Genomic DNA, 15974 nt, shown 5'->3' with positions numbered 1-15974 from the left:
AGCTACTTACCGAATCGCCGATTCCGGGCTGCGTAATCGCGTAGCGCGCGCAGGAAGTCCACCCGGCGGAACTCCGGCCAGTACGCGTCGGTGAACCAGATCTCCGAATACGCGCTCTGCCACAGCAGGAATCCGGAGAGCCGCTGCTCTCCGGACGTGCGGATGACCAGATCCGGATCGGGCTGCCCCTTGGTGTAGAGGTTGCGGTCGATGGCCTCCACCGTGACCGCGTCGATCATCTGCTCGGGCGTCCCGCCGTGGGCTTTGCACTCCGCGAGCAGCGCGCGCACGGCGTCGACGATCTCCTGACGCCCGCCGTAGCCGACGGCGACGTTGACGTTCATGCCGTCGCGGCCCCGGGTGCGTTCGGAGGCACTGCGCAGCCGCTGCGCGACCGCCTCCGGCAGCTGATCGAGCGTGCCGACGATGCGCACCTGCCAGTCGCCGGCCGGTGCCTCGGGGTCGGCGTCGTCGGCGGGCCGGGAGATCTCGTCGACGATGTCGGGCACGATCTCCATCAACGCGTCGAGTTCCTCGGATTCACGCTGCAGGTTCTCCGTCGACAGCAGGTAGATGGTCACCGTCTCGATGCCCAGCCCGGCGCACCATCCGAGCATGTCGGCGATACGGCGGGCACCGACGCGATGGCCATGGCTGACGTCCTCGAAACCGGCTTCGCGTGCCCAACGCCGGTTTCCGTCGCAGATGATCGCGACGTGGCACGGCAGACGGGTGGTGTCCATCAGCTGGACCAGGCGTCGCTCGTACACGGTGAGCATCGGGCCGCGCAGGCGATCGGGAAGCAGTTTCATCGCGACCCAGATTAGCCGCGCCCGGTCGCGGGTGTGTGCGGTCGTCGGTGTCCCAACGGACGGGAGGTGATCGCCACATCATCCCGCACGGCAGCTAACTTACGATACCGTAGGTTCCTGTGATGACCGTGCTGACGACGCCCGTGGCCGATCGGCCGAGGTTGCGGGGCGTGATCCATCAGTACGCGGCCTTCGTGGCCGCGGCCTGCGGTATCGCCGTGGTGATCGGCGCTGCACTCCTGCTCGGCGCCGCCGCATCGACGGCGTGTGCGATCTACGCGATCACCATCGTCGGTCTCTTCGGCGTGTCGGCGACCTATCACCGCGTGCACTGGAAGACCGTCCGCGCCCAGATCCGCATGAAGCGCGCCGACCATTCGATGATCTTCCTGTTCATCGCCGGAACGTACACACCGTTCTGTGTGGTTGCCCTGCCGTCCCCGCTGCGCTGGTGGGTGCTCGGGATCGTGTGGATCGGTGCCGTCGCCGGGGTGGTGCTCAAGATCGTCTGGCCCGCGGCACCGCGCTGGCTCGGCGTGGCGCTCTACGTGCTGCTCGGTTGGGTGATCGTCGCCGTCGCCCCGACCCTGGTGACCCACGCGGGGGTCACCGTCATGGTGCTCCTCGCCCTCGGTGGGGTCTTTTACACCGTCGGCGGCATCCTCTACGCGCTGCGGCGCCCCAACCCGTGGCCGGCGACCTTCGGTCACCACGAGGTCTTCCACGTGTGTACCGCGATCGCGGCGCTGCTGCACTACATCGCGGTGTGGTTGGTGCTGGCCTGACACGCCCCACCGTGCTGGGCCCAACAACCGCATCCCCGAGTTCGTCGGCCCCGGGCTGTCACCGACCGATCGACCGCAGGTATTTCGCCAGCGCCACCGTGGTCGCCGGATTCCGCGGGCCCTCGACGAGCGCGGCGTACGGGAACGAGAGGAAATGCCGCTCCCGCACCGCAGTGGTGTTGGCCATCAGCGGCTGTGACTCGAGCTGGCGGATCTTGGCGTCCACCGTGTTCTGCTCGCCGGCACCGTAATCGACGATGACGATGACGTCAGGGTTGCGCTGCGCCGCGGCTTCCCACGACGTGGTGGTCCAGGAGTCGTTGAGATCGCCGAACACGTTGGTGCCGCCGGCCTCGTCGATGATCTGATCCGGCGCCGCGTTGCGCCCGGAGGTGAACGGGCTCGGGTCGGCGCTGTCGAAGAGGAACACCTTGGCCCGTGAACCGGCCTGCGGGGCTCCGCGCCCGGCCTCGGCGACCTGTGACTTGTACTGCGACACAAGGTCACCGGCGCGGCGCTGCACGCCGAAGATCTCACCGAGATTGCTCATGTCGGCGTAGAGCGCATCGAAGGGCCGCATGATGCCGCGCGCGGTGCTGCCGGCCTGCCGGCACGCCTCGGTCAACTGATACGGGACCGCGCCGATGGTGCGTATCCAGTCCGGGGTGACTCCCGTGGACTCCTTGAACCCGTAGTTCCATCCGGCGAACACGAAGTCGGGTTCGGCGGCCGCGATGACCTCTCGGGTAAAGGCGTCACCGAGGTTCTTGGTCGATGCGAAATCCGACTTCCACGGCGAGGAGGCGATGTCACGTTCCTTGCCCGCGTAGGTCGTGTAGCCGACCATCCGATCGGCGAGCCCGAGGGCGAACATGAACTCGGTGATACCGGTGTCGTTGGTGAGTACGCGGTCCGGCACGCCGGGAACCGTCAGGGGCGCACCACAGTTGGTGACGGTCACCGAGGCCCCGGCGGACCTCTGCGACGGCGACGCCACGTCGGCGCCGCATCCGGCGAGTGTCAGCAGTGCCGCGCAGACCAGCGCGAGCAGCGGAAGTCTTCTCATGGTTGCCTTTCATCGAAGAGGATCTGGGGGACGTCGAGGCGGGGATGCCGGACGATGTGGGCGTCGATGTCGAACCAGGCGCGCAGATTCGCGGGGACCAGCACCTGCTCGGGAGTGCCGGTCCCGACGACCCGACCGCCGACGAGGACGAGCAGCGTGTCACAGAACTGGGCGGCGATGTTCAGATCGTGCAGGGCCGCCACCACGGTGACGCCGGAGTCGCGGGCTGCGGCCAGCACCGAGAACTGGTGTCGCACATCGAGATGGTTGGTCGGTTCGTCGAGCACCATGACCCGTGGCTGCTGGGCGAGTACCCGCGCGATCAGCACCCGCTGCGCCTCACCCCCGGACAGCGAGGTGAAGACACGATCCGCGAGATGGCCGACCCCGGCGACACCCATGGCCTCCTCGACCGCCGCCGCATCCCTCGCCCGGGACGTCCGCGCGATCGACCGATGTGGGAACCGACCGCTGGCGACCACCTCGGCTGCGGTGAAATCGAAGTCCAGCGTGGAACTCTGGGTGAGCGCGGCGACCTGACGGGCGTTGTCGCGCATCGAGATGGCGGTGACGTCGACGCCGTCGACCTCGACGTGGCCGGTCGTGGGGCGCTGGGCGCGATACAGACAACGCAGCAGTGTCGATTTCCCGCTGCCGTTGGGTCCGATCACGCCGAGAAAACTCCCCGGCGCAGCGGTGAAGGTCACCTCGCGCAGCAACGTTGCCGAACCGATGTCGACGCCGACCCCGTGATAGCCCGCTGTCGTCATCTTCCCCACCCCCGGTGGTCGTCAACCCGTTTCATCGATCGACCACGCTGCGTCGGCGGTGCATGAGGATCAGGAACATCGGCACCCCGACGGCGGCGGTGATCGCGCCCAGCGGCAATTCTTGTGGCGGCACGGCGGTTCTGGCGACGAGATCGGCGGCGACGAGAAACACCGCGCCGATGAGCGGAGCGATCACCACGAGGCGGCGATGGTCGGCGCCGACGAGGAGCCGCGCGACGTGGGGAACGACGAGCCCGACGAAGCCGATCGCCCCGCACACCGACACCATCACACCGGTCATCAACGCCGACAACGCAAATGCCATGACGCGGAACCGCGACGCCGACAACCCGAGAGACGCGGCGACCTCGTCGCCCATGGCGAGGGCATTGAGCGAGCGCGCCAAGCCTGCCACCGCGATCACCCCGCCGACGGTCACGACGCCCACGAGGACCGCCGAATACCAGCCGGCCGCGGCCAGACTGCCCAGGAGCCAGAACATCACGCTGCGCGCGGCGTCGCCGGTGGGTGCGAGGAACACCAACACCGTGGTCAGCGCCGAGAAGCCGTAGCCCACCGCGGTGCCGGTCAACACGAGTCGCAATGGCGTCAATCCGCCTGCACCGGAGGCCATCCCGAACACGATGAGGGTCGCGAGCAGTGCTCCGGCGAAGGCCGCGACCGGCATCGCATAGAGCCCGATGCCCGACAGGACGCCGAAGAGCACCACGCTCGTGGCCCCCACCGATGCGCCGGAGGAGATACCGAGCACGTACGGGTCGGCGAGCGGGTTGCGCACCATCGCCTGCACGACCACTCCCACCACCGACAACCCGGCGCCCACCACCGCTCCGGTGATCACCCGTGGTACCCGCGAATCGATGACGATCCAGTACGCGGCGGCGTCGTCGGCGGAGATCGAGCCGCCGGTCAGTGCGGCCCACACGAAGCGCGGCACATCGGTTCCACCGACGTCGGCGGTACCGAACGCCACACCCGCCCATGCGACCACGAACAGCGCGAGCACACCGAGCACCGCGAGCACGCCGACACGCGCCCAGGTCGGCGCGGGTGGCGCGGCCTGCGGTGAGGTGTGATCGTCCACTGTGGCACGGTCTCTCGTCGGGCGGAAGACAGCCGCGCACGACAGATCGGCGCACCGGCCATATCCCGCGAGGCAAGTGTCGACCACGGTTGTCCATGGCCACGGCGGCAGGTCTTCGGACTTCGGACCCGGCACCGAGATGCCACCTACCCGCGGCCGCTTCCCGGACCGTGAGGTCCAGTGCGAGGAGCCGCTGTCGTTTCCGTCACCGCTGCGGGGCAGCTCTGGATTCTCACCAGATTCCCTTTTCACCGACCGGCCCGTGTGGCCCGGTCGGAACCGACGCGCGCTGAGCGTAGCAGGCATCTCGCCGAGGCGTCGCCCAGGTCTTCACCCCCGCATCACCGAGTCGTGGCCGGTCGTCGTCCGTGACGACACCGTGCGGTGATCGCCTCGATGCATGTCCTCCCCCAGCCATATTCCGCTACGCGTCACCCCGGACAAGGTGCTGCGCGCCGGGACGACCCGCCGTCGATTCCTCACCTGGACCGCGCTGGCCGCCGGGCTGGCCACCGCACCCACCCTGTTCGCGACCGACGCCGCCTCTGCTCCACGGGTCCGAGGTGCCGGCCACCCGTTCGCCCTGGGAATCGCCTCCGGCGATCCACTCCCCGACGCCGTCATCCTGTGGACGAGGCTGGCGACCGACCCCCTCGCATCCGGGGCCGGCATGGGCGCCGACACCCACGATGTGGGGTGGGAAGTGGCCCGCGACGAACGGATGCGGAGCGTCGTGGCGCGTGGGGTGACCCGTGCCGGCCCGGACACCGGGCACTGCGTGCACGTCGACGTCCGCGGCCTGACGCCCGGGACCGACTACTTCTACCGATTTCGCGCGCTCGGCGAGATCTCCGAGGTCGGCCGGACCCGAACCGCACAGCGCGTCGGAACACCTACCGGCGCACTGTCATTCGTTGTCGCCTCCTGTCAGGCCTGGGCCGACGGCCACTATCCGGCGTTCGGTGACATGGCCCGCGGGGCCCCCGACGTAATGTTTCATCTGGGCGACTACATCTACGAGAAGCCGATCCCCATGGGCGGCGGTGTACGCGACACCGCGGTGGTACCGGCGTCGGCGTATCGCGAATGCCGTGACCTCGACGACTACCGCGAACGCTACGCCCTGTACAAACTCGACCCGAACCTGCAAGCGGCGCATCGGATGAGCCCGTTCATCACGATCTTCGATGACCACGAGGTCGACAACAACTGGGCCGCCGACACTCCCGAGGACGACCAACCCATACCGCAGTTCCTGCTCCGCCGGGCTACGGGCATGCGCGCCTGGTGGGAGAACACCGCCGTTCGGCTCGCCCCGCCCGAGCGCGGATTTCGTGCCTATCGTCGCTTCACGTTCGGCGATCTCGCTCAGTTCAGCGTCCTCGACACGCGTACCCACCGCAGCGATCAGGTCAACGGCGACAATGACACCGGGCAGAACGCGGCCACCGCCGACCCACACCGCACCATCACCGGCGCAGCCCAGGAGCGGTGGATACTCGACGGTCTCGCGGCCTCCGGCAGCCGATGGAACGTCCTGGCCCACCAGACGACGATCGCCGACCTCGCGCGCGAGCGTGACGGGGTCCGCGCGGTGAGCATGGACGGATGGAGCGGGGTACGAGGCGTCGCGGGCCCGTGTCCTCGACGGCGCCCGCGAACGCCGAACCCCCAACCTCGTGTCGATCGTCGGCGACATCCACCGGAATGTGGTGTCGGAGTTGCGATCCACCTACACCCGACCTGCGCCCACGGTCGGTGTCGAGTTGGCGGGCACATCCATCAGCTCCGGCGGCGACGGAGCCGACAGTGACGAGTCCGATCGACAACTCAAGGCCGCCTCACCCCACGTACGATTCGGCAACGCCCAACGCGGATACGTCCTGACCACGATCACCCACGACCGGTGGGAGGCGCGGTTCCGGGTCTGCCCGACCGTCAGCACCGCCGACGCCCGGCTCCACACACGCGCAGTGGTGACCATTCCGGCCGGATGCCCCGAGGTCGAGGTGCTCTGAGCAGACCATCAGAGCAACTGTGCCCGCACCACATCTGCTGTGCGCTGCGCGATTCCGCGCACAGCAGCATCGTATGGCACCACTGGCGAAGCGCTCGACAACATGGACACATGAGCGAACAGAAGACCTCCCCACCCCTCCGTAAACGCACCGCCGAGAGCCTGCTGAACCAACGCATCCTGATGCTCGATTCGGCACTCGACGACGAGATCGGCAGTGCGCTGTGCGCACAGTTGGTGATGCTGTCGGCACACGATCCGGTCGCCGACATCGGCCTGTGGATCAACTCTCCGGGCGGCTCGGTGCCCGCGATGCTCGCCATCATGGACACGATGCGGATCATCCCGAACGACGTGGTGACGGTCAACCTCGGAATGGCCTACAGCGCAGGACAATTCTTGCTCTGCTGCGGCACCCGCGGAAAAAGATTCATCTTGCCGCACGCAAAGGTGTTGCTGCACCAGGGATCTGCGGGGATCGGCGGTTACGCCCCCGATATCGAGTTGCAGGCCGACGACCTGCGCCATGTTCGGGACACCGTTCTCGGGGTCATCGCCGAGCGCACGGGCCAGACCCGTGATCGGGTGTTCGCCGACTCGCTGCGCGATCACGTGTTCACCGCGGAGGAGGCGCTTGCGTACGGCTTCGTCGATCACGTCGTCGACTCGGTGGCACAGTTGCGTCCGGCCGCGACCACACCGGCCGGATTCGGGGTGATCCGATGAGCACCTACACGATTCCCAACGTCATCAGCCGAACGCCGCAGGGCGAGCGCGTCATGGATATCTACAGCCGATTGCTCGACGACCGAATCCTCTATCTGGGAACCGAACTCGACGACGGCGTCGCCAACGCACTCATCGCACAATTGCTCCACCTCGATTCCGACAACCCGGAGGCGCCGATCGACCTCTACATCAACTCTCCCGGGGGATCGGTGATGGCCACCTTCGCGCTCTACGACACCATGCAGTACTGTCACGCGCCCATCGCGACCACCTGTGTGGGACAGGCACTCTCGTCGACCGCCCTGCTGCTGGCGGCGGGCCGACCAGGCCGGCGTGCGGTGCTGCCGCATGCGCGGGTGTTACTGCACCAGCCGTCGGGGCAGGGCCGCGGCACCATTCCCGATCTGATCCTCGCCGCCGAGGAGATCCTGCGGACCCGCGAGGAGATCGAACGTGCATTGAGCCGCCACACCGGCAACGACGTCGAGACGTTGCGCCACGACACCGACCGGGATCGGGTCCTGCGAGCGTCTGAGATCGTCGACTACGGAATCGCCGACCACGTCATCGACGAGCGCGCCGTGCTCGCCCGCCGGTGACGGCCCGCAGTACTCACGCGGCCAGCGCGAGTGGCGCCCGGGAGGCGTTGCGCCACCGAGTGGTCACCCGATCCCCGCCCCGCGCCGGCACCGAACCGAGCACCGGAACGCTCATCGACCGGGCCAACTCCGCCGCAACCTCGCGGGTGAGGTCGAGCAGTGACAGGCCGAGAGCCCCGGCGACGGCACCGAGCAGTTCGCTCGACGCGTCCTTGCGGCCGCGCTCGAGTTCGGAAAGATACTGGCTCGAGACACCGGCCCGACCAGCGGTCTCGACGAGACGTTCGGCCCGATCGTGGCGATGGCGTCGCAGAACCTTGCCGGTCACCTCGCGCAACAGCGGTTCCACCGGTGCCGACGACCGGGCTCCGGCGGTCTCGGACTTGGACGTCTGCTCGATCATGGGGTCGATCCTACGACGGCACCCGAGCGGTACCCGCCACCTTCTGCTGTGAGCAGAACCGTCGCGGCAGATCGACGGTGCCACGCCGAAATGGTTCAGCCACGCGCCAATTCGGCGAGCACCGCGGCGCTGACCGCCCAGTCCATGCATTTGTCGGTCACCGACTTGCCGTAGACGAGCGGATCGGCATCGGGAGACTGGGCTCCGGCCTCGAGGAAGCTCTCCAGCATGACGCCGCTCACCTGCACCGGGTTGCCGGTTTCCCGGCGCGCGCGGATCGATGCCGCGATCTGTGTGGCGACCTCCGCCTGGCGGAGGTGGTCCTTCCCGGAGTTGGCGTGGCTGGCGTCGATCATCACCCGCGGCGTCAGACCCGAACGTTGCAGTGCCGCAACGGCATCGGCGACGGAGTCGTCATCGTAGTTGGGTCCGGCGGTGCCACCGCGCAGGATGATGTGACAGTCGGAGTTGCCCGCCGACTCCACCAGCGCGCCGTGCCCGAAGTCGTCGACGCCGAAGAAGACATGCGATGCCGCAGCGGCTTTCACGCCGTCGATCGCCACCTGCACGTTGCCGTCGGTGCCGTTCTTGAAGCCGATCGGCATCGACAGTCCCGAGGCGAGTTGGCGGTGCACCTGGGATTCGGTGGTGCGGGCTCCGATCGCCCCCCAGGCGACCGCGTCGGCGATGTACTGCGGGCTGGTCGGTTCGAGGAACTCACATCCCACCGGCAGCCCGAGGTCGATGATGTCGAGCAGCAACGACCGCGCCGTCCGCAGACCGCGCTCGACATCGAAGGTCTCGTCCATGCCGGGGTCGTTGATCAGGCCCTTCCATCCGACGGTGGTGCGGGGCTTCTCGAAGTACACCCGCATCACGATCTTGAGCCGCTCGGAGTACTGCTGGGCCAGCGGCGCCAACCGGCGCGCGTAGTCGAGTGCGGCGATCGGGTCGTGCACCGAGCACGGGCCGACGACGACGAGCAGCCGATCGTCGGCGCCGGCGAGGATGGCCGCGATCTCGTCGCGGTCGCGTTGCACCGCAAGGGCCCGCCGCGCGGTCAGTGGCAATTCGGTGCGAATGGTGTCCGGCGACGGGATCGACCGGAACGAGCGGATCCGGCGGTCCGAGGTCGATTCAGCCGAAAGAGAGCGGTCGGCGGGAGTTCGGGAGAGATCTCCGAGGGTGGTCACTGGTATGCCTTTCGCGGGTTGTGGGCCCTGGTTGTCCGCTGGGCCCGCCCGCATCGTGGTCGCCGGAAAGCCCCTGACATGACAAGAGCAGTGACCTGGTGGTCACTGCTCGGGGCTCCGGGATGTGGCGTGCGGCGCGATCAGCGCTTCATCGCAGGCTCACCCGGAGCCTCGATAAAGAAACGCCAATAGGCGCGCACGGTGCTGATCACGACAGCGAGGCTACCACGGGCCGCGGTCCGGACCCAACGACCGCCTGCGAGGCACCCGATCGGATACCCGGGCCGCCGCTCGGCAGAGCCCACCCGCTCAGCAGAGCCCGCCCGAGGAGTCGACCAACGCCGCGACCTGTGCGTCGGAGGGCTCGGCGCCCATGGCCTGCTTCATCACCGGCGCCGCGAACGTGCGCGCCGCGTCCTCGCCGCCGGTCTTGCGAACCCGGCAGACCGACGACCCGAGCGACACCGCGGTGTCGGCGTCCATGTCGATCCCCTTCGCGCGCAGCGAGTTCAGGAAGGCGGTGCGCGCGGAGGTCGGCGGCGGCGCCACCGTCTCGGCGGTGCCCGCGCTGGGCAGGGTCACCGGTGTCGGTGGCGGCGCCTGGGTCGATGCGGCGGTCGACGCCGACCCGGCGGCGGCCGACACCGGGCTGGTCGCCGTCACCGAACTCACCGACGCCGACGTCCTCGATGCGTTTGCGGTGGTGCCGTTGTCGGACTGGGCGCAGCCGGCGACGAACAACACCAGTCCGAAACACCCCACCCCGACCACGGTCCACGGCGTCGACCGGTATCGACGATCCGTGCCGTCGGGGTCACGCATGGAAGAAACCTCTCGCGAAGGCGTTGTTGACCGCGTCCTGCCAGTAGGGCCAGTCGTGCATCCCCGAGACCGGGAAGTCGGTCATGACGGGCACCCCGTTGATCATCGCCTGCACGTCGAAGGTGTGCGTCAGCGCCGAGGAGAGCACCTCCAGCGGCACCCCTTCGATGATCAGCGCCGGATCGGTCAGGACAGCGCCTGCGGTCGCGGTGTAGCCCGGGATACCGCTGCCGGTGTAGAGGAACAGTCGCAGTCCACGCATCTTGCCGATCTGCACCAGCGGATCGTTGTCGAGCCAGCGAGTCGACCACGGCGGGCCCCACATGGCGTCGACGTTCATCGCCGGGGTGCCCCCGTCGATCGCGGGAAAGATCATCGCGACCCGGATCGCTTCGCGCACGCCGGGGGCGGTGGTGTTGAGCAGACCCGACAGCGACCCGGCCGCGTCGAAGTCGCGGTGATCGTCGGCGGCGGTGATCAACGCCGAGCTACCGCTCATCGAGATCCCCATGATCGCGTAGTGGCCCGACGGCCCGCGCAACCCGTGCGCGTCCATCGCGGCGACCAGGCTCCGACTGATCACACATCCCCACTCGTAGGTGTAGCTCTGTCGGCTGAAATTGTCCGGTGTGTCCCAGTTCGTGTAGAAGCTCTCGTAACCCCCCACCGGCTCAACGACATTGACGCCGCGGTCGGCGAGATCCTGGATGTGCGTGTTGTGTTCCCACCCGCTGAGGTCGTTGGTGGCCCGAAGACCGTCGAGCAGGACGACGGTCTTGGTGTTCTGCGGTCGCGTCCAGGCGCGCACTTTGACCGAATTGGGCGGTCCGCCAGGGCTTTGCGTCGGCATGCCGCACGAATTGATCCACCAGGTCTGTGCCGGAGGTGCCGCCTGCGCGACGCCCTGGCCGATGACCGACAACACCCCGACACTCACCGCGGCCAGCACCAGGGTGAGCGCCCTGGCGCCCACCGACCGACCCGATCGGCGACGCCACTTCGCGCCCGCCCGAACACCTCTCACCATCTACCCACTCCCGTCGACAGCACTTCGTCTCTGCCACAACTCATGACGACTATCGGCGAATACGCCGCCCCCGTTACCGATTCCGCGCACCGACCTCCGCGACAAATCGGACGAACTTCCCAGTGGCACAACATTTGTCACCGTCGGAATCAACCTACACCGCCGGTCGGGCACGATGGGTACACCCCAAATGTGACCATCGGTTGATACCGGACACCTCGGTCAGGGATGGCCGCGATCGATGAGATGACTGAGCACGATGATCGATTCGGTGCGATCGACGCCACCGGCCTGCCGGATTCGTTCGAGCGCCTGCTCGAGGTGATGCACGTCGCGGGCCATGATCCGCAGGATCGCGTCGGCCTGCCCGGTGATGGTGGCCGCACTGACGACCTCCTGAATGGGTTCCCACGACTCCTTGAGGATCTCCGGCGAGATGTTGCCGCGGCAGAAGATCTGCACATAGGCCTCGGTGGTCCACTGCATCGCCGCCGGGTCGACCACCGTGGTGAATCCCTTGATCACGCCGTCGTCGACGAGGCGGTCGACTCGCCGCTTGACCGCCGGCGCCGAGAGCCCGACCTCATCACCGATCTGCGCATAGGTCGCGCGCGCATCCCGGGTGAGACACGCCAGCACCTTCTCGTCCAGTTCGTCGAGTCCACGCAACGTATCGATCCTTCCTCGACACCGACGCACGAAATCTTCATCATGTGCGCAATTTTCGTCGATTGATTGCAACGATGCGCGAGCTTACGCTCGATTCATGACGCTGACGACCCCCGATGTCTCTGTGCGCCCAGCCACCACCGGATTCCCGGCGAGGGTGGCGCGCACACGCTCCTATGCGATGACCCCGCCGACGCATTTCACCGTCACCTATGCGATCAATCCATGGATGAATCCGTCGGTCGGTGTTGATTCCGACCGCGCGATGGCGCAATGGGAATGCCTGCGCCGCACCTACGAAGCCCTCGGCCACACCGTCCACACGGTCGATGCGCAGCCGGGTCTGCCGGACATGGTCTATGCCGCCAACGGCGGCCTGGTCGTCGACGGCACAGCGATCGCGGCCCGCTTCACCTTCCCGGAACGGGCGGCCGAGGCCGGGCATTACGCACGGTGGTTCCGCACCGCGGGAATCCGTCAGGTCCACCAGACCACCGGGGTGCAGGAGGGCGAGGGCGACTTCCTCGTCGTCGGCGACCGCATCCTCGCAGGCACCGGCTTCCGCACCCACCCCGACACCCATGCCGAGATCGCCGCACTGACCGGTCTGCCGGTGATCACCCTCGACCTCGTCGACCCGCGCTTCTACCACCTCGACACCGCCCTGGGGGTGCTCGACGAGCGCACCATCGCCTACTACCCGCCGGCCTTCTCGGCGGCCTCTCGCCGCCTGCTCGCCGAACTCCATCCCGACGCCATCATCGCCACCGATGCCGACGCACAGGTCCTCGGACTGAACCTGGTCTCCGACGGCCGTCATGTCGTGATGACCGACGCCGCACCACATCTGGAGTCGCAGATCCGTCGTGCCGGATTCGAACCGATCACCCTCGATCTGTCCGAACTCCTCAAGGGTGGTGGCGGCATCAAATGCTGCACACTGGAATTGCGCCCGGCCGCCGACGCCGGGCAGTCCGCATCGGAGGCACTCATGACCGGACCGAACACCATCGGGGCACCCCGACATCTCGAATCGTCGCCCGAACCTCATGTGGCCCACAACTATTCACCGCTGCCGGTGGTCGCGGCCACCGCGGAGGGCGCGTGGATCACCGACGTCGACGGATACCGGTATCTCGATTGTCTCGGCGCTTACTCGGCAGTGAACTTCGGTCACCGCAATCCGGAGATCGTCGCGGCGGCAACCGAACAACTCCATCGTCTGACCTTGACCAGCCGCGCCTTCGGGTCCGATCAACTCGAACCGTTCTGCGCAGCGCTGGCGGCCCTGTGCGAGAAGGACCTCGTGCTGCCGATGAACACCGGCGCCGAGGCGGTGGAGTCCGCACTGAAGGTGGCCCGCAAGTGGGGCTACGACGTCAAGGGGGTTCCTGCGGGTGCCGCCGAGATCATCGTCGCCGGCGGCAACTTCCACGGGCGAACCATTAGCATCATCAGCTTCAGCGACGACGACTCCGCACGCGACGGATTCGGTCCGTACACACCGGGTTTCGTGCGGGTCCCGTTCGGCGATGTGGACGCGATGGCCGCGGCGATCACCGACCACACCGTCGCCGTGCTCGTCGAGCCGATCCAGGGCGAGGCCGGCATCATCGTGCCGCCCGAGGGCTACCTGCCCGCCGTGCGCCGGTTGTGCACCGATCATGACGTCCTGATGATCGCCGACGAGATCCAATCCGGGCTCGGCCGCACCGGAAAGACCTTCGCATGTCAACACTGGGACGTCGTCCCCGACGTCTACACCCTGGGCAAAGCGCTCGGTGGCGGCGTACTCCCGGTGTCGGCGGTCGTCGCCGACGCCGACGTGCTCGGGGTCCTGCATCCCGGTGAGCACGGGTCGACATTCGGCGGAAACCCGTTGGCGGCAGCGGTCGGTCACACCGTGGTGCGCATGCTCGCCGACGGGACCTGGCAGGCGCGCGCCGCGGACCTCGGTGAGCACCTGCATGCACGGCTGCGCGAGTTCGTGGGCCACGGCGTCCTCGCGGTGCGTGGCAAGGGTTTATGGGCGGGCCTCGACATCGACCCGCAGCTCGGAACCGGCAAGGAGATCTGCCTACGGCTCGCGCAGTGGGGTGTGCTCGCCAAGGACACCCACTCCTCGACGATCCGGTTCGCGCCGCCGCTGGTGATCACCCACGACGAGATCGACTGGATGATCGAACGATTCGCCCTCGCACTATGCGGTTGATCACCACTCGATCCCCCGCACCTGCTCCAGTCGCCGCTCCAGGTGCCGTCGCTCTGCCGGGTTGCGTACGAATTCCAGTGCTCGAGAGAAGGATTCGACGGACTCCTCTCGCCGATCGAGCTTGTCGAACTGTTCGGCGCGGGCCGCATGCCACAGATGGTGGGTGTCGAGCCCGTCGATACGATCGAGGGCGGCCAGTCCGGCCTCCGGTCCCTCGTGCATCGCGAGAGCGATCGCACTGTTCAACGCGACGAACCGGCCGGGGGTCAACCGTTCGAGTATCCGGTAGATCTCGACGATGACACCCCAGTCGGTGTCGGCGCTGCCGGCGGCTCGTGCATGGATGCCGGCGATCAGCGCCTGCAAGCGGTAGGGCCCCACACCCGGGCGCGCCACCGCCTCCCGGAGATGGTGTTGCGCCCGACCGATCATCCCGGTGTCCCAACGGGTCCGGTCCTGGCAATCCAGAGTGACGAGACGACCGCCGTCGTCGGTGCGTGCTGCCGCCCTGGAATGCTGGAACAGCTCGAGTGCGAGCAGCCCGGCAACTTCTCCGTCGTCGGGCAGCAGCATCGCCAACGTCTCGGTCAGCCGTATCGCCTCCGCGGCGAGGTCGACGCGGACCAATGCCGGGGCATCGACCGCGGAGGCGAGATAGCCCTCGTTGAAGATCAGATAGAGAACCCCGAGGAGCGCGGCGACCCGATCGTCGAGATCGGTGGGTACCCGCAGCGGTATGCGGGCCTGGCGGATCTTGCGTTTGGCCCGCACGATACGTTGCGCCAGAGTCGCTTCGGTGACACCGAAGGCTGCGGCGATCTCGGCCGTGGTCAATCCACCGACCAGCCGAAGCGTCAACGCCGTCTGCGCCGAGAGGTCCAGTGCGGGATGGCAACACAGGAACATGAGGCGAAGCCGCTCGTCGGGAACGGCGCTCTCGTCGACGATCGGCTCCGGGCTCGAGGGGCCGATCTCATCCGCGGCCACGAGATCTCGCGCCGCCGACGCCAGCCGTCGCCGATCGGCGGCGCGCCTGCGCAGCGCGTCGACCATCGCGTTGCGGGCCACGGTGTGGATCCATGCGGTCGGGTTGTCGGGGATTCCGGTGCGGCGCCACGCCCCGATCGCCTTGAGCAACGCCTCCTGGACGCAGTCGTCGGCGAGGTCGACGTCGTCGTACCGGGCGGCGAGGAGAGCGAGCAGGCGCCCGCTCTCCTCACGCGCCACGCGGGTCACCGCGACCCCGACCGGATCGTCGGTCACGACAGCGGCTATCCCGTCGTAGCCGCGTCGCCGACCGGGGTGGGGGTTCCGTCGGGGCCCGGGACCAGCAGGATCGGGCGGATCTCGACAACGCCGAACGGGACCGGAATCCTGCCGGCCCATTCCAGCGCCGCGTCGAGGTCGTCGACCTCGATCCGGTAGTACCCGGCGAGTTGTTCCTTGGACTCGGTGTACGGACCGTCGGTCACCGTGGGCTTCTCCCCCAGGGTCAGACGCAGCGTCGTCGCCGACGCGCTGGGCTGCAGACTTCCCCCGTCGCATAGCACCCCGGCTGCGGCCAGCGCCCTCCCGTAGGTCGCGAACGCCTGCCGCATCTCGTCGAAACCGGGCTCGCCGGGTGCGGGTCGCGGAACGCTCTCGTCGGTGGTGATCGCCAGAAGATACTGCATGTCGATTCCTCTCATCGGGTGCGATCCGACGACGTTCGCCGGATCCATGATCGCATCCGAGCGGCGCGATCACCCCTATGACGAAATGGAAC

The 15974-nt window shown here is 67.8% G+C and carries 15 protein-coding genes, 1 pseudogene and 1 riboswitch; of the genes and pseudogenes, 5 read left to right on the top strand and 11 right to left on the bottom strand.

All coding sequences use genetic code 11. The features are described from left to right. Positions 1-2: 2 nt before the first annotated feature. Positions 3-812: an isoprenyl transferase gene (locus AC5ZH6_RS08325; RefSeq protein ID WP_265077825.1), complete on the bottom strand. Its 810-nt coding sequence runs from the start codon at positions 810-812 to the stop codon at positions 3-5. 122 nt (positions 813-934) lie between these two features. Here AC5ZH6_RS08325 and trhA point away from each other — a divergent pair, with 122 nt between their 5' ends. After that, entirely contained in the window at positions 935-1597 is a 663-nt protein-coding gene (gene trhA / locus AC5ZH6_RS08320; RefSeq protein ID WP_205741493.1) for a PAQR family membrane homeostasis protein TrhA, read from the top strand. A gap of 58 nt (positions 1598-1655) precedes the next feature. Here the strand turns inward: trhA and AC5ZH6_RS08315 are convergent, their stop codons facing one another. From AC5ZH6_RS08315 to AC5ZH6_RS08305, 3 genes are read right to left on the bottom strand one after another with little or no spacing between them, the layout of a single operon-like run. Continuing rightward, on the bottom strand, positions 1656-2663 hold the full coding sequence (locus tag AC5ZH6_RS08315) for an ABC transporter substrate-binding protein (RefSeq protein ID WP_094602259.1): 1008 nt from the start codon (positions 2661-2663) through the stop codon (positions 1656-1658). Further along, on the bottom strand, positions 2660-3433 hold the full coding sequence (locus tag AC5ZH6_RS08310) for an ABC transporter ATP-binding protein (protein ID WP_094602258.1): 774 nt from the start codon (positions 3431-3433) through the stop codon (positions 2660-2662). Before AC5ZH6_RS08310 ends, AC5ZH6_RS08315 begins: the two co-directional genes overlap by 4 nt. Positions 3434-3464: 31 nt before the next feature. Continuing rightward, the gene (locus AC5ZH6_RS08305) at positions 3465-4538 is read right to left on the bottom strand and encodes a FecCD family ABC transporter permease (protein WP_271355359.1); all 1074 of its coding nucleotides are present in this window, start codon (positions 4536-4538) and stop codon (positions 3465-3467) included. An 89-nt stretch (positions 4539-4627) separates the two neighbouring features. Further along, positions 4628-4837: riboswitch (cobalamin riboswitch) on the bottom strand. A gap of 101 nt (positions 4838-4938) precedes the next feature. On the opposite strand from AC5ZH6_RS08305, the pseudogene AC5ZH6_RS08300 reads away from it, so the two are divergent. From AC5ZH6_RS08300 to AC5ZH6_RS08290, 3 genes and pseudogenes are all read left to right on the top strand, one after another. Further along, positions 4939-6556, top strand: a pseudogene (locus AC5ZH6_RS08300) (alkaline phosphatase D family protein). 110 nt (positions 6557-6666) lie between these two features. Further along, the gene (locus AC5ZH6_RS08295) at positions 6667-7281 is read left to right on the top strand and encodes a ClpP family protease (RefSeq protein WP_211541978.1); all 615 of its coding nucleotides are present in this window, start codon (positions 6667-6669) and stop codon (positions 7279-7281) included. Further along, on the top strand, positions 7278-7883 hold the full coding sequence (locus AC5ZH6_RS08290) for a ClpP family protease (RefSeq protein ID WP_006372284.1): 606 nt from the start codon (positions 7278-7280) through the stop codon (positions 7881-7883). Before AC5ZH6_RS08295 ends, AC5ZH6_RS08290 begins: the two co-directional genes overlap by 4 nt. A gap of 13 nt (positions 7884-7896) precedes the next feature. Here AC5ZH6_RS08290 and AC5ZH6_RS08285 read toward each other — a convergent pair whose 3' ends face one another. From AC5ZH6_RS08285 to AC5ZH6_RS08265, 5 genes are all read right to left on the bottom strand, one after another. Further along, entirely contained in the window at positions 7897-8286 is a 390-nt protein-coding gene (locus AC5ZH6_RS08285; RefSeq protein WP_006372285.1) for a helix-turn-helix domain-containing protein, read from the bottom strand. A gap of 95 nt (positions 8287-8381) precedes the next feature. Then, complete coding sequence (locus AC5ZH6_RS08280; RefSeq protein ID WP_006372286.1) at positions 8382-9479, bottom strand: 3-deoxy-7-phosphoheptulonate synthase; 1098 nt, start codon at positions 9477-9479, stop codon at positions 8382-8384. A gap of 309 nt (positions 9480-9788) precedes the next feature. Beyond that, positions 9789-10301: a hypothetical protein gene (locus tag AC5ZH6_RS08275; protein WP_006372287.1), complete on the bottom strand. Its 513-nt coding sequence runs from the start codon at positions 10299-10301 to the stop codon at positions 9789-9791. Then, positions 10294-11328 carry an alpha/beta hydrolase gene (locus AC5ZH6_RS08270; RefSeq protein WP_014359426.1) on the bottom strand — a complete coding sequence of 345 codons (1035 nt, stop codon included), beginning with the start codon at positions 11326-11328 and terminating at the stop codon, positions 10294-10296. Before AC5ZH6_RS08270 ends, AC5ZH6_RS08275 begins: the two co-directional genes overlap by 8 nt. A 222-nt stretch (positions 11329-11550) precedes the next feature. Next, entirely contained in the window at positions 11551-11997 is a 447-nt protein-coding gene (locus AC5ZH6_RS08265; RefSeq protein ID WP_006372289.1) for an Lrp/AsnC family transcriptional regulator, read from the bottom strand. A 97-nt stretch (positions 11998-12094) separates the two neighbouring features. Between AC5ZH6_RS08265 and rocD the strand changes: the two genes are divergently transcribed. After that, complete coding sequence (gene rocD / locus AC5ZH6_RS08260; RefSeq protein ID WP_081482557.1) at positions 12095-14209, top strand: ornithine--oxo-acid transaminase; 2115 nt, start codon at positions 12095-12097, stop codon at positions 14207-14209. On the opposite strand, the gene AC5ZH6_RS08255 is transcribed toward rocD, so the two are convergent. Both AC5ZH6_RS08255 and AC5ZH6_RS08250 read right to left on the bottom strand, forming a co-directional pair. Beyond that, on the bottom strand, positions 14210-15472 hold the full coding sequence (locus tag AC5ZH6_RS08255; RefSeq protein WP_006372291.1) for an RNA polymerase sigma factor: 1263 nt from the start codon (positions 15470-15472) through the stop codon (positions 14210-14212). An 8-nt stretch (positions 15473-15480) separates the two neighbouring features. Next, positions 15481-15882 (bottom strand): YciI family protein, encoded by a 402-nt coding sequence (locus tag AC5ZH6_RS08250; RefSeq protein ID WP_244421207.1) that lies wholly within the window; start codon positions 15880-15882, stop codon positions 15481-15483. Positions 15883-15974 lie beyond the last annotated feature (92 nt).

Source organism: Gordonia sp. YC-XJ4, assembly GCF_059511865.1.
Note: the sequence above shows the minus strand (reverse complement) of the source record. Positions and strands in the feature narration are given on the sequence as shown.